11 protein-coding genes are annotated in these 25,219 nt (G+C 40.4%); 7 read left to right on the plus strand and 4 right to left on the minus strand.

Going from position 1 to position 25,219, the window contains the following annotated elements; all coding sequences use genetic code 11:
- Positions 1–1,107, plus strand: coding sequence for a DUF1972 domain-containing protein (locus tag R2Q94_RS02990; protein ID WP_316819940.1), 1,107 nt, complete (start codon positions 1–3; stop codon positions 1,105–1,107).
- Positions 1,108–1,223: 116 nt separating this feature from the next.
- Here the strand turns inward: R2Q94_RS02990 and R2Q94_RS02995 are convergent, their stop codons facing one another.
- Genes R2Q94_RS02995 through R2Q94_RS03005 form a run of 3 tightly spaced genes read right to left on the minus strand, consistent with a single transcriptional unit; the run spans position 1,224 to position 5,273 of the window.
- Entirely contained in the window at positions 1,224–2,774 is a 1,551-nt protein-coding gene (locus tag R2Q94_RS02995) for a capsule assembly Wzi family protein (RefSeq protein ID WP_316819941.1), read from the minus strand.
- Positions 2,775–2,801: 27 nt separating this feature from the next.
- Positions 2,802–3,881 (minus strand): mannose-1-phosphate guanylyltransferase, encoded by a 1,080-nt coding sequence (locus R2Q94_RS03000; protein WP_316819942.1) that lies wholly within the window; start codon positions 3,879–3,881, stop codon positions 2,802–2,804.
- Positions 3,882–3,893: 12 nt separating this feature from the next.
- The gene (locus tag R2Q94_RS03005) at positions 3,894–5,273 is read right to left on the minus strand and encodes a UDP-glucose/GDP-mannose dehydrogenase family protein (RefSeq protein ID WP_316819943.1); all 1,380 of its coding nucleotides are present in this window, start codon (positions 5,271–5,273) and stop codon (positions 3,894–3,896) included.
- 327 nt (positions 5,274–5,600) lie between these two features.
- On the opposite strand from R2Q94_RS03005, the gene R2Q94_RS03010 reads away from it, so the two are divergent.
- From R2Q94_RS03010 to R2Q94_RS03030, 5 genes are all read left to right on the plus strand, one after another.
- On the plus strand, positions 5,601–6,935 hold the full coding sequence (locus R2Q94_RS03010; protein WP_316819944.1) for an undecaprenyl-phosphate glucose phosphotransferase: 1,335 nt from the start codon (positions 5,601–5,603) through the stop codon (positions 6,933–6,935).
- 11 nt (positions 6,936–6,946) lie between these two features.
- Entirely contained in the window at positions 6,947–8,005 is a 1,059-nt protein-coding gene (gene rfbB / locus R2Q94_RS03015) for a dTDP-glucose 4,6-dehydratase (protein WP_316819945.1), read from the plus strand.
- Positions 7,995–8,852, plus strand: coding sequence for a dTDP-4-dehydrorhamnose reductase (rfbD, locus tag R2Q94_RS03020; protein WP_316819946.1), 858 nt, complete (start codon positions 7,995–7,997; stop codon positions 8,850–8,852). The genes rfbB and rfbD overlap by 11 nt, the downstream gene beginning before the upstream one ends.
- Positions 8,853–8,858: 6 nt before the next feature.
- Positions 8,859–9,719 carry a glucose-1-phosphate thymidylyltransferase RfbA gene (gene rfbA / locus R2Q94_RS03025; RefSeq protein WP_316819947.1) on the plus strand — a complete coding sequence of 287 codons (861 nt, stop codon included), beginning with the start codon at positions 8,859–8,861 and terminating at the stop codon, positions 9,717–9,719.
- Between the two features lie 929 nt (positions 9,720–10,648).
- Positions 10,649–11,422 (plus strand): LuxR C-terminal-related transcriptional regulator, encoded by a 774-nt coding sequence (locus R2Q94_RS03030; protein ID WP_316819948.1) that lies wholly within the window; start codon positions 10,649–10,651, stop codon positions 11,420–11,422.
- Between the two features lie 52 nt (positions 11,423–11,474).
- Here the strand turns inward: R2Q94_RS03030 and R2Q94_RS03035 are convergent, their stop codons facing one another.
- The gene (locus R2Q94_RS03035) at positions 11,475–13,997 is read right to left on the minus strand and encodes a hypothetical protein (protein ID WP_316819949.1); all 2,523 of its coding nucleotides are present in this window, start codon (positions 13,995–13,997) and stop codon (positions 11,475–11,477) included.
- Between the two features lie 452 nt (positions 13,998–14,449).
- On the opposite strand from R2Q94_RS03035, the gene R2Q94_RS03040 reads away from it, so the two are divergent.
- Positions 14,450–25,213 carry a putative Ig domain-containing protein gene (locus tag R2Q94_RS03040; RefSeq protein ID WP_316819950.1) on the plus strand — a complete coding sequence of 3,588 codons (10,764 nt, stop codon included), beginning with the start codon at positions 14,450–14,452 and terminating at the stop codon, positions 25,211–25,213.
- The last annotated feature ends 6 nt before the right edge of the window (positions 25,214–25,219 follow it).

Consider the following 25,219-nt stretch of genomic DNA (forward strand, 5'->3'; position numbering starts at 1 on the left):
ATGAAAATAGCAATTATTGGTACACGGGGTATCCCAAATCATTATGGGGGATTTGAGCAATGCGCAGAATATTTAGCCTTGGGTTTGGTGAAAAAAGGGCATGAAGTCCTGGTTTACAATTCGCATAATCACCCCTATCAGGAGTCTAAATGGGAGGGGGTTGATCTACGTCATTGCTTTGATCCCGAGTACAAACTTGGTACCGCCGGCCAATTTATTTATGATTTAAACTGTATTCTAGATGTCAGGAAACAAGGATGTGATGTGATTCTTCAGTTGGGTTATACCAGCGGTTCAGTATGGGGATGGTTACTGCCAAAGAAGGTGGTTGTGACCACTAATATGGATGGACTGGAATGGAAACGTACTAAATATTCTAACAAAGTAAGAAAGTTCTTACAATGGGCAGAAAAATTGGGTGTAAAATATAGCGACCACCTGATTTCCGACTCCATTGGGATCCAGGACTATCTGAAAGAGAAATACAATGCAGATTCAACGTTTATCGCCTATGGTGCAACCTTGTTTGAACAGCCTAATGTTGGGGTACTGAAAAGTTACGACTTGCTTGCGTGTCAATATGATATGCTCATTGCCAGATTGGAGCCAGAAAACAGTATTGAAATAATCCTGGATGGTGTTGCCAAAGCAAATGTGAAGCGCCCCTTTCTGGTGGTAGGAAAACACGAGACTACATATGGTAATTATTTAAAGGAGAAATTTGGTTCATATCCGCAGATTAAGTTCATTGGAGGCATTTATAACATCGATATTTTGAATAATCTACGTTATTACGCCAATATTTATTTTCATGGCCATACTGTTGGTGGTACCAATCCTTCCTTATTGGAAGCGATGGCATCTAATAGCTTAATATGTGCCAATGACAATCCTTTTAACAGATATATCTTAGGGGAAGATGCTATTTATTTTAGAACGGCAGATGAAGTGGCTAATCATTTGAAAAGTGTTCGGTACGAGCAGGAAAAATATCAATTGATGAGACGAAATAACTGCGATAAAATAACCAGGATCTACGATTGGGAATTGATTGTAGAGCAGTACGAACAACATCTTCTAGGGGTGAAAGGTGTGTTGACCAGATAAGGCGAAGGATAACTTGTAGGACGCCGGGGGGCTGATGCAGTATTGTAGCAATAATTAAATACGCTGCAATACTGCCTGGAATTCCTCTTCCTGTATAACATAAAGGAAAAGCCTTATTACCGGAAATCTTTTTTCAGTTTCAGCATCAATCCAAAAGAATTGTTCAGTAATTTTCCCTGATCTAAAGCGGTTGCGAAACCGGTACTGTACCCATTTTTTAACCGTTTAGTAGCCTCTAGATAGAAAGAAAACTGAGAGACAGTCTCAAATATTTCATTGTTTATCGGACTTTTGATGTTTCCTGTAGAATTCCCATAAATGCTGGTTCCAAAAGTCCCGTAATTATCTGAATAGGTTACTTTGGTTATGAAGTCCCAGTTGTAAAGTCTTCCAGTAAGACCAGTATGAAAGGCCACCACCCGATTATTGATAAAGTAGTCTGCGGGTTTTACAGCCTGTCCCGGCCTGGCATCATGCCTAGTTGTGATCAATGGGTTGCCGATCCCGAATCCCTGATAAGACCAGCCATTTTTATAGTAAAAGTTGTTGTAATAATCTTCATCCCCGGACTTTGTAAACGTAGACCATGGATAACCTGCCTGATCTTTTGAATAGAATAATTCTACCAGGATCTTTTTCCAGCTAAAGCCCTTGCTTTCTGGTTTAAAGCGTTTATTCTCAACCGTAATTCCATTTAAACCATCTTTGATATTGGCTAGCTTGGATAAAGCTCCAACATCATAAAATGTCTGGCGATAAAGCATTATTTTGTAATTGTTGAAGTCGTACTCCATACCAAGATCTATGGAACCTAATTGATTCCCTATTTTGGAAGTGGGAACACCTTTTGTACCGTAAGATTTTCCCGTTACCACATGCCAGAAAGTTTTTATGGGCGTTAGTTTGAAATTTTTTCCATATGCTGCTTGTTCATTCCCCCAGAATACCTGATGATTAAATCCTCCATATGCTTTAAAGCGCCAATCTGCTTTTCCTAGCCTCACATACAATGATTTCTGATGAAAATAGCTGATTGGTTTTGCATCATTGATGTAGTATTTAATAGTAGGGCCGGCAATGATGCTGTCCAGAATTCTTGTTCTTCCTAACCAGCCATGAACAAAGTTCCCTTTAACAGCAAATAATTCACCGAATATGGGTAAGCTGTAATAATTAGGTATTGAAAGTTCCACTTTTGGAATTCCAGGGGCATTTCCCGATACTGAAAAGTTACCTGAACTCAATACAGTATCCCCGTTTAAACCCATTACCTCTTTTGCTCTTCCGGCTTTAAGTTGAAAGATACCAATTCTCCCTTTTCCATAGGCGGAAATCAACTGAACGTTAGCATCCTTACCCGCATTGGCTCTGGCCTCAAAACCAAAACCCCAGTCGAAGAGGGGCTTCCTTTTCAGCGTGTCAGAAGGCTGGTAATTGCTATACCCTTTTTCTGCTTTTCCAATAAAACTTCCGGAAATGCCGGAAAGAGGGATAGAGCCAAACTGGTTGGATCGCATCCAGAAAGGAACAACCTGGTTCGTCGTTCCTATGGCTTGTGCCTCCAGTGAATATTTGATTTCAGGTTTTTGTGCCTGAAGGGTACTGGAGAGGGTTAAAAGCAATAGTGTCGGGAGCAGCGTTTGTTTAACTTGTTGGATGCCATTCATATGGATGGTGTTTAGGTTTTATTCGGTTTATACATACTGATTCCCATAAGTTTCGGCCATTGTCTTTACCACCTCTTTGATTTCTTGTTCCTGGTCTTTAGGATAAATCAATAAGGCATTGCCATCGTCGACAACAATGAAATTGTCGAGACCTCTGATGACAGCCAGTTTATGCTCGTTGATTTGAATGATACTGTTTTTGGTTTCCTTTACATTGATCTGTTTTGCCGATACGACATTCCCTGAAGCATCTTTATCAGCTGATTCATGCAGGGAAGCCCAGGTCCCCAGATCAGACCAGCCAAAATCTGCCGGAATGGTGTAGATATTGTCAGCTTGCTCCATAATTGCATAATCGATAGAGATATTCGGAGATTTCGGGTAATGCTGGTCAATAAAATCCTGTTCTTCTGGTTGATTGTAATAGGTGTTTCCAGCTTCAAATAAATCGTGTATGCTCCCTGCATGTTGTTTTAAAGCCTGAATAATCGATCGGGCTTTCCAGATAAAAATTCCTGCATTCCAAAGATAATTTCCTTCTTTCAGGTATTTCATTGCCGTGCTAAGGTTTGGTTTTTCTCTGAACTTTTCTACTTTATAAATTCCTTTTTCAGTTTCTTCAGCGTACTGAATGTAACCATATCCGGTGTCTGGACGAGTTGGACTAATTCCTAAAGTGACTAATGCTCGATGGCTATCCGTATATGCTAAAGCAGCCTGGATTTTTTCTACAAAAATACCTTCATATTGAATGAAATGATCAGAAGGTGCAACTACGAGATTTGCTTCCGGATCAAGTGCGGCCAATTTAAACGAGGCATACGCAATGCAGGGAGCCGTATTGTTTCTACTTGGTTCACAAATGAGCTGATCTGGTGATATGCCTGATAACTGCGTTAATATAAGGTCTCTGTATTGACTGTTTGTGACAATGAAAATGTGTGATGGCGGGCATAATTTCAGGAAACGCTCATAAGTGATTTGCAATAATGACTTCCCTGTTCCCAATATATCTAAAAACTGCTTTGGAAAATGATTACGGCTTTTTGGCCAAAAGCGACTGCCTACGCCACCAGCCATAATCAATACATAATTGTTTTTATTCATGTTTTTCAGGAGTTATAAAGACACAAGCTCGTTTGGAGTAGGCATTTCTTTTTTGGAGTTAGTCCCATCAGTTGCTGTATTTTGTGTGATTAAAGACCTTCCAATGCTGTTGTAGTAATAGCCATGGTCAGTCATTTTTTGCAGATCATAAAGGTTGCGTCCATCAAAAATCACTCTATTGGTCATGATTTCTTCCATCTTTTCGAAATCAGGATTTCTAAATACAGACCATTCTGTAGCGATTAATAAGGCATCTACATCCTTTAGTGCATCATATTGGTTAGCCGCATAGTGGATTTGATCACCTAGTAAAGCCTTAATATTGTCCATTCCTTCAGGATCAAAAGCAGTTACGGTAGCGCCATTTAGTAATAACCTATTGATGATGTATAAAGCTGGTGCCTCACGGATATCATCGGTTTCCGGTTTGAATGCTAAGCCCCATAAGGCAAAATGTTTCCCTTTTAGGTCGCCTTTATAGTACTTAAGCACTTTATCGACCAATACTGTCTTTTGTTTTTCATTTACGGTCATGACCGCTTTTAAAATCTGGAAATTATATTTGTGCTCCTCAGCAGATTTTGACAATGCCTGTACATCTTTTGGAAAGCAGCTACCACCATAACCAAGTCCAGAGAATAAAAAGCGTTTTCCGATACGGTCATCTGAACCAATTCCCAATCGAACTGCATCAACATCTGCATGAACTAGCTCACATAAATTAGCAATCTCATTCATGAAGGTGATTTTCGTTGCCAGGAAGGCGTTGGCAGCATATTTTGTCAGTTCTGATGATTTTTCATCCATAAACAAAATAGGATTGCCTGACCTTACATAAGGTGCATAAAGTTCGCTCATTAGTTTCATTGCTTTTTCGCTTTCTGTACCAATCACAACACGATCTGGTTTCATAAAGTCTTCTACAGCGACTCCTTCTCTTAGGAATTCAGGATTAGAAACGACATCTACTTCAATTGCGGTATTGGCACTGAATACGGCCTTTACTTTGTCTGCCGTACCTACCGGAACCGTAGACTTATTTACAATTACCTTATAGGAAGTGATCAATTTCGAAACATCTGCTGCAGCACCTAGTATATAAGAAAGATCAGCTGTACCATCCTCTCCTGGAGGGGTCGGTAATGCCATAAAGATGATTTGTGCCTCCTTAATCGCCATGGCCAAATCAGAGGTAAAACTCAGTCGCTTTTGTGATATGTTTCTCAGAAACAATATGTCCAGACCTGGTTCATAAATTGGAATAATCCCATGCTGCATTTTTTCAACCTTAAGCTGATCAATGTCTACACAGATCACCTCGTTTCCTGTCTCAGCGAGACATGTACCGGTTACTAAACCGACGTATCCTGTTCCTATTACCGCGATTTTCATAAATGATTTATTTTTTTAATCTTATTTATTGTAAAAATACCCATCATTTTGCGAAATGAAGTGCTGCGGATGTTGTTAATGTTGTTGTTTTTGTTAAAATACCTATTTGTGGGGAGCTTTTTATTCCATAATGGAGTTAATTTTGGTAAATGTTATTGTGTTTTTAAAATAACCGAATTGTTTGTGGTTGTTTTCTAATCACTGGCGTTTTTTTGAGCATTATTTATTAATAATATGTTGATAGTTTAATCTTAATTTATCCAAAATCAGATGCAGACTCGTTATTTATACTTGCTTAGATATATTTTGCCTATTACGGATGTCGTAATGCTTAATTTGATCTATATTTTAGCCTATTATCTTACAGAATATCTTGGAAAAACCGTTTCTTACGAATTATGGCGGCATTATATGGTCGTTTGTAACCTTGCGTGGTTGTTTAACTCTGCAATTTTTGGATTATATACAGATTATGGATCAAGAAGACTGGAAAGAATTTATAGGGGAACCTGGCGTAGTGTAGCCTTGCATGGGGTGATCTTTGCACTATATCTGTTGTTTTCCAGGGATATTGAATTTTCCAGAACTTTTTTAGTAGTATTCTATGCCTTATTAGTCTTTGGCTTTGTATTGAATCGTTTTCTAGGTACTGCTTTTCAATCACTTCTGGTACATAAATTTAATGTGAGCAAGAAGGTTGCATTGATTGGAGTTAACCCAACTGGCCTGCGCCTTGCACACTATTTTGACCGTCAATATAATATAGATTTTTATGGCTATCTTGATGATGGCAGTCGGATTTATGCAGATGAAAATGGGCTATTACCTACAAACTTTATCTCAAAAATGGGAAAGGCAGCTCTAAATGGAGTGAAGGATATATATGTGGCTTTAGAGCCACATAAAATGGCTTTAGTACAGCCTTTTTTACAGGAAGCAGATAAACACTGCCTGCGGGTAAAATTTATTCCAGATATGGCTACAACCATCAGTTCGCCTTATACCATCAGTTATGTGGGGGGAGAATTTCCGGTCATATCACTAAGAAAGGAGCCTTTGGAAAGTATTGGAAATCGTTTTAAAAAACGGGCTTTTGATATTATTTTTAGTGTTGCAGTGATCGTATTCCTGATGAGCTGGTTGTATCCGATAATTGCAATCCTGATCAAGATGGAAAATAGAGGTCCGGTACTGTTCAAGCAACTTAGAAGTGGACGGAATGATGAGCCGTTCTATTGTTATAAGTTTAGAAGTATGAAGGTGAATAATGATAGTGATCAGAAGCAAGCCACTAAAGACGATGATCGGATCACGAATATTGGAAAATTTCTACGTAAATCAAGCCTGGATGAGCTTCCGCAGTTTTTCAACGTGCTCATGGGAAGTATGAGTGTAGTAGGCCCAAGACCCCATATGTTGAAACATACGGAGGAATATCGTGCCATTATCAATCAGTTTATGGTACGGCATTTCCTGAAACCGGGAATCACCGGTTGGGCACAGGTCAATGGGCTTAGAGGAGAAACCAAGGAAGATGGAGCTATGCAAAAACGTGTACAGCACGATATCTGGTACCTTGAAAACTGGACTGCAATGCTGGAAGTAAAGATTGTCTTTATGACTGTTATCAATATGATCAAAGGAGAGGATAACGCCTACTAATAATAAAAATGATGAAAAAGATTTTAATTACCGGGGGAGCGGGTTTTATTGGCTCTCATGTAGTCAGACAATTTATTAAGAATTATGCAGATTACCAGATTATTAACCTGGATAAATTAACTTATGCCGGGAATCTGCTAAATCTGACCGATTTAGAGGATGAACCTAATTACCGTTTTATCAAAGGAGATATCACGGATACGGCATTCATCACAGAACTTTTTCATATGGAGCAACCAGATGCAGTGATTCATCTTGCTGCTGAATCGCATGTAGACCGTTCCATCAGTAACCCCATGGAATTTGTGATGACAAATGTGATTGGGACTGTGAACCTGTTGAATGCTGCAAAGGATAACTGGAAAGGGGATTATGACAATCATCGCTTTTATCATGTAAGCACTGATGAAGTATATGGTTCGTTAGGAGAAACTGGTCTGTTTACCGAAAAGACGGCTTATGACCCACATAGTCCATATTCTGCTTCAAAAGCAAGTTCTGATCATTTTGTTCGTGCTTATCACGACACCTATGGATTAAATACCGTGATTTCTAATTGTTCAAATAATTATGGATCTCATCATTTTCCTGAGAAATTGATCCCCTTAGCCATCAACAATATCAAGAATAACAAACCTGTGCCTGTATATGGAAAGGGGGAAAATATCCGGGACTGGCTTTGGGTAGAAGATCATGCTGCAGCTATTGATCGAATCTTTCATCAAGCTAAAGCTGGTGATACCTACAATATCGGGGGACATAATGAATGGAAAAATATAGACCTGATTCATTTGCTATGCCATATTATGGATGAAAAATTAGGTCGTGAAACCGGAACATCTGCTGCATTGATCACTTATGTAACGGATCGGGCCGGGCACGATCTTCGCTATGCTATTGATTCTAGTAAGTTACAGAATGAATTGAACTGGACACCTTCCTTACAATTTGAAGAAGGGCTTGCTAAAACTGTAGATTGGTACCTTGAAAATGACGAATGGTTAGCAAAAGTAACTTCAGGGACTTATCAGGACTATTATAAACAACAATATGCATATCATGAAGATTAAAGGAAAGGTACTGGTTTTTGGAGGAATAGGTCAACTAGGACAGTGTCTTAGTAAGTTAAGTAAAGGTCTTGACTTTGTTTTTCTGGATGAAATTGAAGGGAATATCCTGGATATGGACTTGTTAAGCACTTTGTTTGTTGCCGAATCGCCTGATTTTGTGGTCAATTGTGCAGCATATACCGCAGTAGATAAAGCCGAAGATGAGTATGAGCTTTGTGAGAAAATTAACAGTACAGGCGCCGGTAATTTGGCTAAAATTTGTGCAGAATTTAAAGCTACCCTGATCCATATCTCTACGGATTTTGTTTTTGAGGGTAATATACCAGCATTATTGAAAGAAGCTGATCCGGCACTACCCATCAATGTCTATGGAAAAACTAAATTGCAGGGTGAATTGGAGATCGCTAAACATCTCGATGCTCATTATATTTTAAGAACAAGCTGGTTATATTCAGAGTTTGCCGGAAATTTCCTAAAGACGATGCTTAAATTGGGGGCAGAACGAGAGGAGTTAAGTATCATTCTGGATCAGGTGGGAACTCCAACTTATGGTGTAGATCTTGCCGGTGTCATCTTAATGCTCATTGCAAATGATGATCACTCTGCTTACGGAACTTATCATTATAGCAATGAAGGCCTGTGCTCCTGGTACGACTTCGCGAAAGCAATTTTCGAGATCAGTGGAACAGCAGTAAAGGTTAATCCTATTCCTACCAGTGCTTACCCCACTAAAGCCCGACGTCCGGCCTTTTCGGTAATGGACAAGACTAAAATAAAAACTACATTTAACCTTGAGATTCCTTATTGGAGAGACAGTTTGGTTAAGTGTATTCACGCTATAAAATAAGAATACATGAAAGGAATTATACTTGCCGGGGGGAGTGGTACCCGTTTACATCCCTTAACCCTGGTGATGAGTAAACAAATGATGCCGGTTTATGATAAGCCGATGATATATTATCCCCTGTCTACTTTAATGCTTGCCGGAATTAATGAAATTTTGATCATTTCTACACCTCATGATCTTCCTAATTTTGAAAAATTACTAGGTGATGGGAGTCAGTTAGGCTGTAAATTTTCTTATGCTGTACAGCATGAACCGAATGGTTTGGCACAAGCTTTTGTGATTGGTGCAGATTTTATTGGAACAGACAAAGTAGCATTGGTATTAGGGGATAATATCTTCTATGGAGATGGCATGACGAAGCTTTTGCAGAGTAGCGCAGATCCGGAAGGAGGCGTTGTTTTTGCCTATCCTGTGTCAGATCCTGAACGTTATGGAGTGGTAGAGTTCGATGAAAATAAAAATGCGGTGTCTATAGAGGAAAAACCTACCGCGCCTAAATCTGATTATGCCGTTCCAGGGTTATATTTTTACGATAACTCCGTGGTAGAAATTGCTAAAAATATCGAACCTTCTCCAAGAGGAGAGTATGAAATTACAGATGTAAACAAGGTCTATCTGGAACAAGGTAAACTTAAAGTTGGTGTCTTGAGTAGAGGGACTGCCTGGTTGGATACGGGTACTTTTGCTTCTTTGATGCAGGCGGGACAGTTTGTGCAGGTCATAGAAGAGCGTCAGGGATTAAAGATCGGTTGCATTGAGGAAGTTGCCTATCGAATGAACTTTATTGACAAAGCACAGTTGTCTAAGATCGCTACACCTTTGGTAAAGAGTGGCTATGGTGGTTACCTATTGAAAATGATCAAGTAGAGAAGTTTTGTGTATTTTATTTAACTATTTTGTTTCCGTTTTTTCAGAATAGTATATAATATTTTTAATCGTATTTTCTCTAATGGATTTTCTTTAATAAGAATATGACGTGTTTGTGTGTTGATTGTCGGATATTGCTACAGTTTTGCAGCTATTTGATGCAACTTTAGTGTTTTATAAACGACAATATTTCAGAAACATTGTAATTGTTCGGAATAAAATCAGATAATTTTTCATAAATAATTATAAAAGCATCCTTTTAACTGTGTGTTATTCATTTATTGAGCATATGTTCAATAAAATCACTAGTTATAGGGATGCTTTTTTTGGGTACTTGGATTAATTTTTGTTGTTAATGGGCTGTTAGAAATTCAATCCCTTAGGAATATTACATTCCAAAGGGTTGTGAACCATTTGAATTTCTTTTAAATTAAAATTGTCTTTGTTTATGCTGATGCCCATCTTTAAATTACATCCTTTCAAATCATTATTGCGCATAATTGAAAGCAATAATCTTCCATTTGAATCGTTTTTCAATTGTCACTTTATTGATACTTTGTGATGAGTCATATATATTTGTGTGCTTATCAGGTAAAAATGATGCTTTCTGATTTAAATCAAGATGATGCTGCTTAAAAAAAGAACAAATTATTTCCTTTTAAATATGAATCTAATCAATCCATAATTATTAATCTAATCCCTATTTACAATGTTAAATTATTTTCTTAAAAATTCCGCTTCACGAGTCGTCAGCGAAACCAGTCAACACTACAAAGCCCGGTCTTTAGATGTCATTCTGTTAATGAATAATTGTATCTGGTAGCATCTAGAGGTTAGTATTTACTTAACCTCCCAACGCTTCATGTTTTACATTTTTAAAAAGGATAAAGAACACGTTTTTTATTTTTTTAATCTATTTAATTAACCTTATGGAATCTAATAACAACGTCATACACGATACCTGGAACAGGTATAGTGATTTTTATACACGTTCGACTATAGCCTTGCCTGAAGTGAATTTAGATCGTTTTTTGCCCTCATTTCTTAGCTCAGGAAACTTTTATTACCTGGTAGATTTTTGTGATAAAAAAATCAAGTACATAGACCCTGGAATTGCTGATGTTTTGGGCCTGGATCCTATAACTGCAACTGTAGATGATATTCTAGGGCTCATACATCCTGAGGATGTCAATTATGTGGCTCAAACTGAATCTGCAGGTGTCCGCTTTATGCTTGATCAAATGAACAAGGAAAGTATCAAAAGCTATTATAAAACCTCTTATTGTTTTAGGTTTAAACTGGCAGATGGAAGCTATGAATTGTTTCATAATGAATCTGTTTATCTTTCCAAAGATGATTCCGGTAGAATCTCTCAGGTTTTACATATCCATACAAATGTGAATCACATTACCTCGGTCAACAATTATATACCTTCTCTGGTAGATACAAAAGGAACGAAAAAAGTATGGCCAGTAAATCTGGGCGCTGAAACGGAAAGCCATGCCTTAAATTTGCAATTCAGCAAAAGAGAAATGGAAATTATCAAGCTGATTGCACTAGGTTATAAGAGTGAACAAATTGCGGATACGCTATTTATTTCTTTACACACGGTACATTCTCACCGTAAAAATATCATTAGGAAATCTGGAGTAAAAACCAGTTCTGAACTGATCAGTTTATGTGTGAGGGAAGGACTAATTTAGTCGATTTTATCAAAATGGCCTGTTTAAAAAGCAGGCCATTTTTTATTTTAAGTTAGCCTGTGGATACCAATAGGCGGTGAGGAATTTTTCTTTCCTCCATAAAGCAAAGTCTTTCGTACTTATATTCATTCACCTTGACAGCATCATTTAGATCCTTAAAAATAGCAATCATGATATCGTAGATCATGATACAGTTTAAATTCAGATCGTTTCTTTTGAAAATCTGTAAACTCTCATTAGAATATTCATATGCTTTTACAAACTCCTGGCGTAACCTCAACTGATTGGCCTGCATCATTCGAAACATACATTCTGAGTATTCAGTAAGCTTATACCTGGTTTTATGCTGATGAACTTCAAATAAAATGCGCTCCAACTGATTGGTTTTTTTTCCGGGATTCATCTTTGAGCAGGCAATCCCAAATACATTCATCATAAATATGGAAAAAGCAGTCCTTTTAGAAAAGATGCCCGGGTGTAGCTTTCTAATGGAGTGAATAATTTTTAATGTTCCTTCATCCGAACCATAAAAAGTGTTCAGTAAAAGGAGGAGCAGATAAGAAACACCTTGTCTGGTATCTAATACAGTTAAGGTTTCCGGAAAAGGATAATTGAAATGCCCTAAGTCTTTAACTAAGGCGTGTTCGGTTTCTGGCTGGTTGTTGAGTTTCATATAGATCAGCCGGCATACTTCATATGGACTGATTGGCCAGCCCATCAGGTCTATGGATGCTATTTTTGTCAACCTTAAAGAAAGCTGGTCCTGATCCATACTTAGTACATCAAAAATGACCAATATGCTCTGGTAGATGGCTCTGCTCTCATCATTATCAGCGATGTCTGCCAGTACATTGACCGCCTCCTTATAACAGGAGTCTACAAAATCGAAATTGATCAGTTGTTTGATCAGGGTCTCATGTAATTTATGTTCTGAGAGTAATTTAAGGGTGTCTTGACTGTATCTGGCACGGAAACGAAGGTTTTCTGCAATAAATAAGATGAGATAATTGCGTTCAAAATGGTTGAGCTCTAAATCAAAAACATGGGCTAACGAAGAGAAATCCCCAATCCTGATGATAAAACGAATGGTCCATTGTAGTAAATGAAAGCGGATGTTGCTATTCTCATAATTACGCTGAATATATTCGAAGAAAGTCCAGTTTACCTGTAAATGGAATTTCTCCAAAAGCTCTATAAATAAGAAATATTCAAAAATATGTGGATAGATAAAACGTACATACTCTCTTGGCTGGTAATCATCCTGACTTTTCTCTTCCACCAAAATACCTTCAGAAACCAATTCCATATAAGCATTTTTAAAAGCAGACAGTTCCGCAATCAATAAGTCTTTAGGAACTACATTTGTTCTTTTACCGTATTCAGTGAGCTGAATTACTTTTTTCAGGAACAAAATTTTCTCCGTATAGTAATTTGATTTATATATTTTTTCCTGAATGAATCTGGAAATCAGTTCATGAAAAGTAATGCTGCTGGAATAATTAAATTGAGGATCTTCTTCTTTTAGCTGATAATAAAGCTGAATGTATAAAGGAAATTTTAACTGAGATTTAAGTTTCGGGTTGAGTTCATCAATATCTGATTGGTTGATGCGATGAATGATTCGGTCTATTTCCTTTCCGGTGAGGGGTGGTACATTGGACATCTCATTGTGATTGAAATAATTTCCGGTAAACCATTTAGATTTTAAAAAGGCCGAATGTCTCATACAATCATAAAACCTCATCCAGGTCGAAGAACGCATACTCATCACTACTTTTATCTTCTCATTGTGTTCAATAGCGCAAATAAAGCTGATGATGTTCTCAAACATATGTCTTTTCAAATCGCGTTTTACCAGCACCTCAGAAAAACCATCAATGATAATTACGAATTTTTTATCATTGGCATTATGGTTTTCGTTAATATATTCCAATAGACTTTCATGATGCGGGATGCCCAATTGCATCTTTATGCGGTCTTCAAAGCTGAGCTGATGTTGATCCGGGTGGAAGAGGTTGACAGCTGAAATAAATAATGCAGTTGAATCTGAATGTACGGGCGTTTCACCTTGGAAAAAATGTTCTACTAAATGGCTTAATAGAATAGTTCTGCCATAACCCGGCTGGGAAATAAAGCAGGTAAAACTTTGTTTGCTCTTATAAAATTCCTCAAAATCCTGCTCTGCAAATTTTCTACTGATGGTCATTTCGTATGGAATCCCAGACCTGTTCTTAATGCCCTTTAACATGAAGTTTGTGATCTTCCTAGCATTTCTTCGGATATCGGACCAGCTCCGTACTGTAGCTTGTGTGGAGACCAGCGGTGTGTTTGACCAATTCTGTTCGTCTTCTTTATTAACGTACTCAGTAAGGGTCGTAAGCGTAAATTTTGAAAAATTGTGTTTGACTACAGCAAAACCAAATAATCGTTTAATTGTGGTCTCACTTACATTTTTATTGAGTGTTTTGCTGATTTCAATGGAGATCCTTTTACAATCAGCAGGAGTGATGTTTCGAATTCCTGTTTTTTGCAGGATCAGACTCTTCACTTCGTTTAGGGTAAATGTGTCCTCCATAATTAGGCTGAGTGGGCGTTAATTTCTTCAACTAAACGAATATAATGCTTTCAGGACAATAATGAACAGCATTGAATAGAGTAAAAAATGATATAAATAGAGAACTTACATCTAAGTGATTGATTTATAGATTATTACCTGTGACTTTGTGTCTGGATGGTTTTTTGTGCACGATAAAATGAACAAAATGAACAAGGCGAGCAGCTAAGTTTGCTTAAATGAACAATTCGAATAGGTCTTAGGAACGCAGGTATGACTAAAATTGCAATAAAGTAAAATTTAATCGTCCCAATTCCGCTCCTATGAAATCTACATCTACTCTCTCAGGAAAGCTTAGAAAGTTAAAGGTAATAATTTTTATTCTCATAAGTTGTGCCTTTATAACGTTAAATAATTTCAAAACGTATGCACAAGCAAAAAATTATGCAACAATAACACCATCAACCGGTGCGATGACCACAGACTTTGGCTTACTCGGTGTAGGGCAGCCCAAGGATGATCCCAATGGTGGCTTGGTCAGCAATCCCGCTGCTGCGGCAACAGGTGGAGATCAGACTTTCGCAACGCTTACCGCAAATTTCAGCGCACTTTTAGTTACCGGAACAATGGGGGAGGCTTGGCTGCAAGTCAAATTTCCTCAGCCAATAAATGCTGGGAAAACGACCTACATCCGCTTTGATTCACCCACAACAACAGGCGTTAATGTGAGTGTATTGGGAATTGTTGGTGATCTGACTGGATTGTTTAAAAAAGATATTGTGAGGTTGGAGGCTTATTCAGGTGCGTCTGCAGCTGGAAATGGGACTCTGGTGGCCCCTGAAAATGTGACTTCTAAAATTGTTCAGGATGATCAGGGTATTACTTATTTTGCGGTGACTTCAACAGCTGCCTATAATTCCGTTCGTATTAGATTAAGTTTAAAAGCGAAACTTTTAGATATCAATTTAAATGGGACCATTAGTATGAAGGTCTATGAGGCCTTTACCACTTCTGGAATTGGAAATTGTGGTTCTTCTTTCGCCGCTAGTGTAGGAGAAAGCACGGGTTTAAATGTCAGTTTAAGCCCACTCGTTAAAAACCCTTCTTTTGCCGCGGATCATAATTTAAATACTTTCTCTCAGATTCAGGCTGGATTGGTAGGCGCTGGAAATACCACTTCTCAAACTGTTTTTTTTAATGATCCATCGGATTTAAATGCAGTAGCGAAAATATGGCTATCTGTTCCAGCAAGTATATTAACCCTTAACTTATTTAATGAAGTTAAATTTCAGGCTTTCAACGGAAATACACCAGTAGGTGTTCCGGTAGCTGCCAGCTCTTTATTGGGAGGACTGGATCTTCTCGGCTTATTCTCCAATTCAAGAATTGTCCCTGTTTTTTTTGCACCAGGGGCAGCTTTTGATCGTGTCACAGTTAGTCTGGGAAATCTACTCGCCGTAGGAGGTAATGATTTACTCGGGGGATTAAATATCCATGAAGTAGAAATAACGGTACCAAAACCAACTTTCGCAGGAGTTACTGGCGGGGCTTTAGGAATTTGTGGAAATAATGTGAATCTAAGTGTGGTTAGTCCTAATAGTGGCTTTAATTATAAATGGTACCGTAAAGATGGTGCTTCAAGAATTTTACTGAATACAACTACTGGTGGAGTATTTTCAGAAACCATTACCCCAGGTATTTATACTTATTATGTGTCCGCTTTTAAGGCTGGTTGTGTAGTGGAGTCGGATGTAGATAGTGCAACAGTAACTCTAACGGGTATTCCAGTTGCGGCCATTGCGAGTGCAGCTCAGATTTGTTCGGGATCACCTGGTGTGTTTACAGTGACAAATGCCGAAACTGGGGTGATCTACAATTGGTATACTGCTTCCAGCGGAGGTGCTCCGGTGTTTACCGGCAATAGCATTACCACTGGTGCCTTAACACAAAATACGACATATTATGTGGAAGGTGTACGTGGTACGTGTATCAGTGCAACTCGTACTCCAGTCACGATTACGGTGAATGGAATCCCTGCTGATGCACAGGTTTCTGCTAACAATGTCACGATTACCAGCGGACAAACCGCAACTTTAAATGCCATTGCATCTACAACAGGAAGTACTATTAATTGGTTTACCACTTTGAATGGAGGTGTTCCTATTGCCACTGGAAACAGTTTCACCACTCCGCCATTAACCGCAAATGCTACTTATTTTGTGGGAACGCAGGGAATTGGTGGTTGTTTGAGTTTAAACCGCATACCTGTTACTGTAACCGTAACTGATGGAATCCCACCATTGAATTGTAAAAGTGCAAATGCACAAACTAACGGTGTGGATGGCTTATTGTGTATTGGCTGCGGTGTAAGTAATCCAACTCAAGCTGTAGATGCAGATTTAAGTACTTTCAGCTCAATTCGCGTCACAGTGAATGTAGCTGCTGCTGCCTATCAGCGCATGATTTTTCCAGCAACAGGTGTTGCGACAGACAGTATACGTTTAATATTAGGTATACCGGGTGGATTGACTGATCTGGCCGTGTTAGGTGGAGTAACCGCTAATGTCATGAATGGCAATAATATAGTGAGTACTTACCAATTGAATTCGGGTTTGATTAATCTGAAGTTGTTACAAGGTGGAACGGCGAGTGCTACGATTCCTGCCGGAGCGGTCTACGATAGGGTAGAGCTGAGAGTCTCAGGAGTAGTACAGGCACTGAGCACATTGAATGTTTACAATGCAGAGGTGATCTATCCAAACCCGTTGATTGCAACTACCGGACTTAATGTCTGTTCTGGAGCGGGTACTGTTTTATCCGCAACACCTGTTGCAGGTACTACACTGAGTTGGTTCGCAAATTCAACTGGAGGAGTGGCATTAGCCACTGGGAATACCTATTCGCCAACTGGCTTAACTACAAGTACAACTTATTATGTAGAAGTAAGCAAGGGTGGTTGTGCTAATACTACACGTGTACCAGTTACCGTAAATGTAAACCCTGCGATTGTATTTGCAAGTATGACCTTAAGTAATGCATCTCTGGCTTCGGTATATTCAAAACAAATTAACCCGGCTTCCGGTGGAACACCTGCTTTTAGTTATAGCCTAAGTCCGGGAAGTAACCTGCCTACTGGTCTAAGCTTGTCGGCCACAGGATTGATCACTGGAACGCCAACTGCAATTCCTAACGATTACACTTTTTCAATCCAGGCGCAAGACAGTAAGGGATGTAGTGTTACTACTGCCTTTACTTTAAAGGTAACGCCGGCATTAGCGCTTTCTCCAGCTGCGCTTCCTAATGGAACTGTAACTGTTCTCTATCCTAATCAGGTTCTTCCTGTAGCTACAGGAGGAACGGGGCCATATACCTATGTGGCTACAAATATGCCTCCGGGATTAATATTTAATGAAACGAATCCAGGAATTTCCGGTACACCAACACTCGCAGGCAGCTACCCTGTAAACGTAATGGTAACTGATGCCAACGGAAATTCCATCAATCAGAATTATACTATTGTAGTCAAAGACCTGCTGGTACTACCTCCGGCAACATTGGCGAATGGTACGGTAGGTATCAATTATCCCGCACAGAAAATTCCGGAAGCAATAGGGGGAACCGGACCATATACTTATACTGCCATAGGTCTTGCTCCAGGACATAATTTTAATACGAGTACCCGTGAAATCACTGGAATACCTACCTCAGCTGGTCCATATTCAGTACTGGTAACGGTAACAGATTCCGAAGGTAAAACGGCAAGCAATACCTATCCCCTAACGATCGGCTCTGCGCTTGTGCTTCCGCCAGCTACACTTGCAAACGGTAATGTTGACGTGGCTTATACCCCTCAAACTATTCCTGCTGCTACAGGTGGAACCTCTCCCTATACCTATGTGGCTACTAATCTGCCTTTAAATCTAAGTTTTGATCCAATTACAAGGGTGATCTCAGGAACTCCAGCACAATCTGGATTATATATCATTGGGGTAACTGTTACCGATAATGTGGGTACTAAAGCGAGCAATACTTATGCTTTAAGAGTAATTGGTGCGCTCTCTTTACCATCTGCAACATTAGCTGATGGAACCGTAGGCACTACATATCCTGCAGTAACTCTACCTGAGGTAACCGGGGGGACAGGGCCGTATACTTATACCTCAGCAAATGTACCCTTGGGCCTGAGCTTTAACCCAGCTACAAGAAGTCTTTCAGGAACACCAGGAATTGGGGGGATATTCACCTTTCAGCTGACTGCAAAAGATGCTTCCAATAATACCACCACAACAGATTTTGTCATTAAAGTTAAAGTAGGTCAACCCATCGTCGCTTCTAACAGCATCTGCGCAGGAACAACTGCGACGCTTACGGTCAGTAATCTTCTGCCAAATGTTACCTATAATTGGTATGGTGCAACTGGAAATACCATTTTGGCTACAGGCAATACTTTTACTACACCTATATTAACGAACAATAGCACTTACTATGCAGAAGCAGTTTCTGGGACGGAAGTTAGTGACCGTACAGCCGTTTCAGTGACGGTTAAGCCAGCTCCAAATCTAGCGGTGCTGACAGTAAATCAAATCATCAGTGCTGGACAAACGGCAACTTTACAAGCTACTGCTGACGCTGGAAATACCATAAGTTGGTTCAGCAACTCTACTGGAGGTACTGCTCTGGCAACCGGCGGTAGTTTTACTACCCCGCAATTAAATACCACAACCACCTATTATATTGAAACCCAAAATACATCTGGTTGCGTAAGCATCAGCAGAGTTCCGGTCACCGTAACTGTAACTGGTTTACCAGGCAATGTAAACTGTAATGCAGCAACCGGTCAGCAGACTGCAATTGATGGCATTTGCCTGTTGTGTGGAATCACCGATGCAGGGGCATCTACAGATGCAGACCCTGCAACTTTTACCAGTATTCGTTTAACAGTTGGTGTAGCAGCAACTGGTTACCAGAGACTGATTTTTGCAAATCCTGGTACAGCTACAGATAGCATCCGACTGGATCTGGGTTTCCCGGTTGGGATTGCTGATCTTAGCGTGTTAAGTGGTGCTACTGTAACTGTGTATAACGGATCGACAATAGTGAATGTCAAGCCGTTAAATTCGGCATTAATCAATCTTGACTTGTTAAACCCATCGAGACTGTTGGCGACATTTGTTGCCGGCGGTATATATGACCGTGTAGAAATTCGTTTGGCTGCCCTGGTATCTTCATTGAGCACTATGAATATCTATGGTGCTACAGTGATCTATCCAAACCCAACAGTAGCTGCGGCAGGACAAACGACCTGTGCGGGTAGTGCTACTACCTTGACTGCCACTGCTAATGGAGGAACAACTTTAAAATGGTATGCTACTCCAAACAGCGGTACCGTACTAGCAACTGGTCCAACTTTTACGACACCAGTCTTAAATGCAACAACCACTTATTATATTGAGGTAAGTAAAGGAACCTGTGCCAATACGGAACGTATTCCGGTTATAGTAACAGTAACTTCAGCACCTGAAGCGCCGGTGTTGGCTACTGTATTGCCAGTTTGCTATGGTAGTAATGCGAGCTTAACCGTCAACAATGCGGTTGCCGGTTTAAATTATAACTGGTATACTTCCTCAACCGGAGGTACATCCGTTTTCACAGGGCCAACTTTTACCAGTCCTGCTTTATTGGCAAATACCACTTACTATGTAGAAGCAATGAGCCCTGGATGCGTTGGCTCTAGCCGTACTGCTGTGCCGATAACGGTCAACCCGATCGTCAACCTCCCACAGGTTCAAGCCTCTGCAACAACAGTAAACGCCGGACAAACAGTTATTTTAAACGTAAACCCGGTAGAAACAGGTATTACTTACAACTGGTTCAATGCTCCAAATGCAACCAGTCCGATCTATACCGGTCCAACCTATGTTACAGCCCCACTATTGGCTAATTCTACTTATTATGTAGAAGCAAAATCGAACTTAACTGGTTGTGTTTCTGTTACTCGTGTTCAGGTTTCAATAACTGTTAACAATGGAGGGAATCCAAATCCAGTGCCTTGTGAAGCTGCATTATCAGAGACGAATGGTGTAACTGGAGTTGCCTTGCTTGCTGGGGTGTTCAACCCACAATTGGCAATTGATAATGATACCCAGACAGGGGCATCACTGGTCATGCCGGTAGCTGCTTTAGGTGCTTCCGTTTATCAGAGATTGAATTTTGGAAGTATGTCCAGCATTGGAGATACTGTTAAGGTATTATTGAATGCGCCAGGTAAATTGCTTACGCTTGGTTTGTTGTCGAATGTTCAGATCGGAACCTACAATGGGGCTATTAGTAACAATGATGCAGTTTCGATCAATAATAACCTAGTTAGTCTGGAACTGTTAAGTGGTGATACGCAAGCCCTCCTTACTTTTGTGCCTACCGCTGCTTTTGATCAGGTAGAAGTCCGTCTAAATGGTGGTCTTGCTGGTGTATTGACTAGCATTAACTTAAATTATGCACAAAGAATCGTATTGGCACCAACATTAATGGTTCCAAATCCAAAAGCTTGTGCTGGTCAGGCCCTAACCTTAAATGTGCAGAATCCAAATCCGGCAATTACTTATAAATGGTATGATGCCACGGGAGCAACGGTGCTTTTCACCGGCCCAAGCTACAGTCCCATTGTAAACGCCAACACGATATTCTATGTTTCGGCGAGTACAGCTACCTGTACCAGTTATAAAACTAAAGTGGCAGTAACAGTCACTCCGATTCCTGCTAACCCTACATTATTGGCGAGTAATGTCAATACCTGTCCAGGAAGTGATGTGGTACTTACTGTAAAAGACCCGATAGTAGGTGTGACTTACAAATGGTACGACAATAATGGTGATTATATGATAGGTAGGGATGGAGTTACTTTGACCCTGCTATCAGTTACGGCTCCTGCCACTTATTCAGTAGAAGCCTCGCTAACGGCCTGCGGTACAGTGTCAGCAGCAAAAACTCCGGCAACAATTACATTAGGTACTTTAGATAACCCTATCGTTATCCCGGCCTCATTAACCGTAGCTTCCGGTACTCCGGCAGTGTTGAATGCGACTTCAAGTACTTCAGGTGCAGTGTTTAGCTGGTATGAAGATCCTGCCTTAATCAATAAGATATCTGGTAATGGTATTTTCCAGACTGATCCTTTAATTAATAATGGAGCAACGAACCTGATCATTAATTACTATGTGACTGCCTCCGTTCCAGGTGGATGTGTTTCTTCAGCAACCAAAGTTGAGGTAACCGTTTTACCTGCTGGAACTCCAATAGATGGACCTTGTGAGCTCGCTTCAGTTCAACTTAGGTCAGGTGTAGATGGTGCAGCCATTCTTACAGGTGTGTTTAATCCTGAAAAAGCAGTTGATAATGATGCAAACAGTGCTTCTTCACTGGTGATGCCAGTAGGTGCTTTAGGTGCCTCTGTTTATCAAACAGTAGGTTTTACTACATTATCTTCTATCGGAGATACGGTTCGTATCCGTCTGACATCTCCAGGTAAACTCCTGAATCTTGCTGTACTTTCTTCAATCGAACTGACCACCTATAATAACCTGGTGAGTAATAACGATATGATGACAGCGAGCAATCCTTTAATTATACTTGATGTTTTGAGCAATGACGGAGATCGTATTATTTCCTTTGTACCTCAAAAGCAATTTGATGGGGTAGAGTTGAGGTTGAGATCTGGACTGGCAGCAGTGTTGAGCTCTGTAGATCTTAACTATGTTCAACGTATACAAGTGGCACCAAAAGTAGCAAATGCGACAGCCACTGCCTGCGTAGGTACAGCTGCAGTACTAAGCATACAAAACCCTGATGCTGCTTTCACTTATAAATGGTATAAGGGAACAGCAACTACTCCGGCAGGAACAGAGACAACTTTTACGACCGAAACTACGCTTGCAGTGGGTAGCTATGATTACTATGTCACCGCGACGCGCAACAATTGTGAAAGTGCAAAAACTAAGGTGAATGTGACAATACTCCCAGCACCAGTTGCGCCGGTAGCAGTAGAAGGAAATCCTAAAACTACCTGTCCGAATGTACCGGTTACCCTCGCTGTAACGGCAGAAGCAGGGGTAACTTATAATTGGTATAATGCCTTAACCGGAGGAAACCAGTTGGCAGCAAATACGAGTTCTTATACCACTGCTGCAAACCTCAGCCTGGGTAACCATGATTTCTACGTGGAGGCTGTAAATGCAAACTCTTGTATCAGTACGCTGGCCAGGACAAAAATCAGCATTACAGTAAACCCTTCTTCAACACCTGCCGACATTAAAGTAACAGGAGCAGATCTTGCTTTCTGTAACAATACGCAGGCTACCCTAACAGCATCCAGCGATTTAGTAAACAACCCTAAATTTGCCTGGTATACTGATGCTGCCTTAACACAACTGGTAGCAAGCACTGCAGTGTATGAACCTATTATTACCGCCAATACCACTTTCTATGTAACCGTATTTGGAGATAATCTTTGTCTGGGTAATGCTGCAAATGCAAAAGTAGTCCGCATTTCGGTAAATCCTCCTGCAACGGCTAACGACATAACTGTTTCTGGTGCTGATGGTTTATTCTGTGCAGGAACAAGAGCAAGCTTAAGGGCTGCGAGTACTACAGTAATCAACCCTACATTTATATGGTATAGTGATGCAGCACTTTCTGTTGAAGTGTTCAGAGGTGAATTGTATGAGCCTATTGTGAATGCAACTAACACCTTCTATGTGAGTGTGACTGGAACTAATAAATGTCCAAATCTTCCAAATACAGGTAAAGCAGTAACAATTACTGTAAACACACCTGCTACTGCTGCGGATATTACTGTGATTGGAAATGGTGCTCCTTTATGTGCAGGTTCAAAAGCAACACTAACAGCCAGCAGTATCAGCGTGGTTAAACCCCAGTTTATCTGGTACAGTGATGCGGCCTTAACTCAGGAAGTATTCAGAGGTGCAACTTATGAACCGATTGTTACTTTAACTACTAATTTCTATGTCACTGTTAGTGGTGATAACAAATGTGTTAACGATGTGGCAAATGCAAAAGTGGTTACTGTTACGGTGAATACACCGGCAACCGCTGCTGATATCAATATCGCGGGCAATAATGGGAACTACTGCAAAGGCTCAAAAGTAAGTCTTACCGCAAGCAGTTTTACTGTAGATAGTCCGGTGTTTACCTGGTACAATGATGTGGATCTGACAGATGTAGCTTTTAGCGGTCCCTTGTTTGAACCAGTATTAAATGCCACCACTACTTATTATGTAACTGTTAGCGGTAGTAATAAATGTGCGAATGTAAGAGGAGGAGCCAAAGTGGTGACCATCGTGGTAAACCCGTCAGCACTTGCATCCGATATAACCATTGCTGGTAACGATGCTCCATTCTGTAATGGCACTAAAGCCTTGCTTACCGCAAGCAGTGATAAGATCACGAGCCCTGTATTTACCTGGTATAGCAATGCGGCACTTACAGTTGTAGCTGCCAATGGTCCGGTATTCGAGCCAGTGGTGACCAGTACGACGACTTATTATGTAACCGTATCTGGTGCCAATAAATGTCAGAATGTATCGGGAGATGCTAAAGTCGTAACCCTGATAGTCAATAATCCCGCAACGGTGACAGACCTGATCGTGTCAGGTGCAGAGACGCCGGTTTGTGAAAATACTTCAGTTACATTAACAGCAAGTAATACTACCATTACGAGCCCGGTATTTACCTGGTACAGTGATGCAGCACTAACGGATGCAGTGTTTACCGGTCCGGTATTGCAAAAAGTGTTCAGCAGTACAACCACCTACTATGTAACAGTTAAAGGAGCCAATAAATGTGAGAATCTACCTGGAACTGCTAAAGTAGTCACTGTAACTGTGAATGCTTTGCCAGAAGTACCGGTGATTGTGAATGGAGCCAGCATTGGATTATGTGCGGGTGGAGCCACGACTTTATCTGTACAAAGTCCAAGAACAGGGACCGTCTACCAATGGTATGATGCAGCAACAGGAGGTACTTTGTTAGGCAGCGGTTCCAGTTTACCAACTGGTGTATTAATGGGCACTACGGATTTCTATCTGCTGGCCAGCAACGCTTCGGGATGTGGTCTGGCAACGGGAAGAATCAAAGTAACGGTAACAGTGAATGTGAAACCAGATGTGCCTCTGGTAGTATCCGCTGCTGTAAATGCCTGTATTGGAAGTTCGGCAGTGCTCTCTATTGCCAGTCCTCAAAATGGAATTACTTACAATTGGTACAGCAGTGCTACAGGTGGTACAGCTTTGGGTTCTGGAGCTAATTTTACTACAGGTCCGATTAACAGTAGCACTACCTTCTATGCAGAAGCAGCTACAGCCACCTGTACCAGTGATAGCCGTACAGCAGTAGTGGTAACACCAGCTGCATTACCAACAGCTCCAGGTTCAATTTCAGGTGCAACAGATCCTTTCTGTTCTGGAAATACCAGCGTATTAAGGGTAAATAATCCAGATCCTGCCTTGACCTACCGTTGGTACAATGCAGAAAGTGGAGGTACTCAATTGGCTGAAGGAATCAGCTTTACTACACCTGTGTTAGCAGCTACCACCACTTATTATGTAGCCAGTATCAACACGCTTAGCGGATGTGTGAGCAATACCCGTACTGCAGTAACGGTAACTATCCTTCCAAAACTTAGCGCTCCTGTAGTTACGGTACAATCTGCCACTGCAACTAGCGTCACTTTTGCATGGGCTGCAGTAACAGGCGCAACAGGTTACGAGCTTTCTGTGGATGGGGCGATCACCTGGATTACACCTAGTTCAGGTGCAACCGGAACTACGCACCGTATTGAAAACCTGAAACCTGATCAGATCGTCAATATTAGAGTGAGGGCTCTAGGACAGCTGGCATGTCAGCTGAGTGATGCAGGTTCATTGGGTTCCAAATCGGATAATCCGATCGGGAATCAAATCTTTATCCCAAATACCTTCACGCCAAATAATGATGGTAAAAATGATGTTTTCTATGTGTATGGAAATACAATTGCGAAAATGAAGCTGCGCGTCTATAACCAATGGGGACAGTTCCTTTTCGAGTCCAATAATATTCAGAATGGATGGGATGGAACTTACAAAGGCGAAGTACAGCCGAATGGAGTTTATGTCTACCAATTTGAAGCCGACTTAAATGATGGTACCAAAACAACTAAAAAAGGAACAATAACCCTATTGAGATAATTAAAA

This window comes from Pedobacter gandavensis (genome assembly GCF_032678465.1).
Taxonomy (GTDB): domain Bacteria; phylum Bacteroidota; class Bacteroidia; order Sphingobacteriales; family Sphingobacteriaceae; genus Pedobacter; species Pedobacter gandavensis_B.

Bases quoted from the DNA above. Each gene is read 5' to 3' on its own strand.
- R2Q94_RS02990 (WP_316819940.1), top strand. From the start codon at position 1: ATGAAAATAGCAATTATTGGTACACGGGGTATCCCAAATCATTATGGG.
- R2Q94_RS02995 (WP_316819941.1), bottom strand. From the start codon at position 2,774: ATGAATGGCATCCAACAAGTTAAACAAACGCTGCTCCCGACACTATTG.
- R2Q94_RS03000 (WP_316819942.1), bottom strand. From the start codon at position 3,881: ATGAATAAAAACAATTATGTATTGATTATGGCTGGTGGCGTAGGCAGT.
- R2Q94_RS03005 (WP_316819943.1), bottom strand. From the start codon at position 5,273: ATGAAAATCGCGGTAATAGGAACAGGATACGTCGGTTTAGTAACCGGT.
- R2Q94_RS03010 (WP_316819944.1), top strand. From the start codon at position 5,601: ATGCTTAATTTGATCTATATTTTAGCCTATTATCTTACAGAATATCTT.
- rfbB (WP_316819945.1), top strand. From the start codon at position 6,947: ATGAAAAAGATTTTAATTACCGGGGGAGCGGGTTTTATTGGCTCTCAT.
- rfbD (WP_316819946.1), top strand. From the start codon at position 7,995: ATGAAGATTAAAGGAAAGGTACTGGTTTTTGGAGGAATAGGTCAACTA.
- rfbA (WP_316819947.1), top strand. From the start codon at position 8,859: ATGAAAGGAATTATACTTGCCGGGGGGAGTGGTACCCGTTTACATCCC.
- R2Q94_RS03030 (WP_316819948.1), top strand. From the start codon at position 10,649: ATGGAATCTAATAACAACGTCATACACGATACCTGGAACAGGTATAGT.
- R2Q94_RS03035 (WP_316819949.1), bottom strand. From the start codon at position 13,997: ATGGAGGACACATTTACCCTAAACGAAGTGAAGAGTCTGATCCTGCAA.
- R2Q94_RS03040 (WP_316819950.1), top strand. From the start codon at position 14,450: ATGACCACAGACTTTGGCTTACTCGGTGTAGGGCAGCCCAAGGATGAT.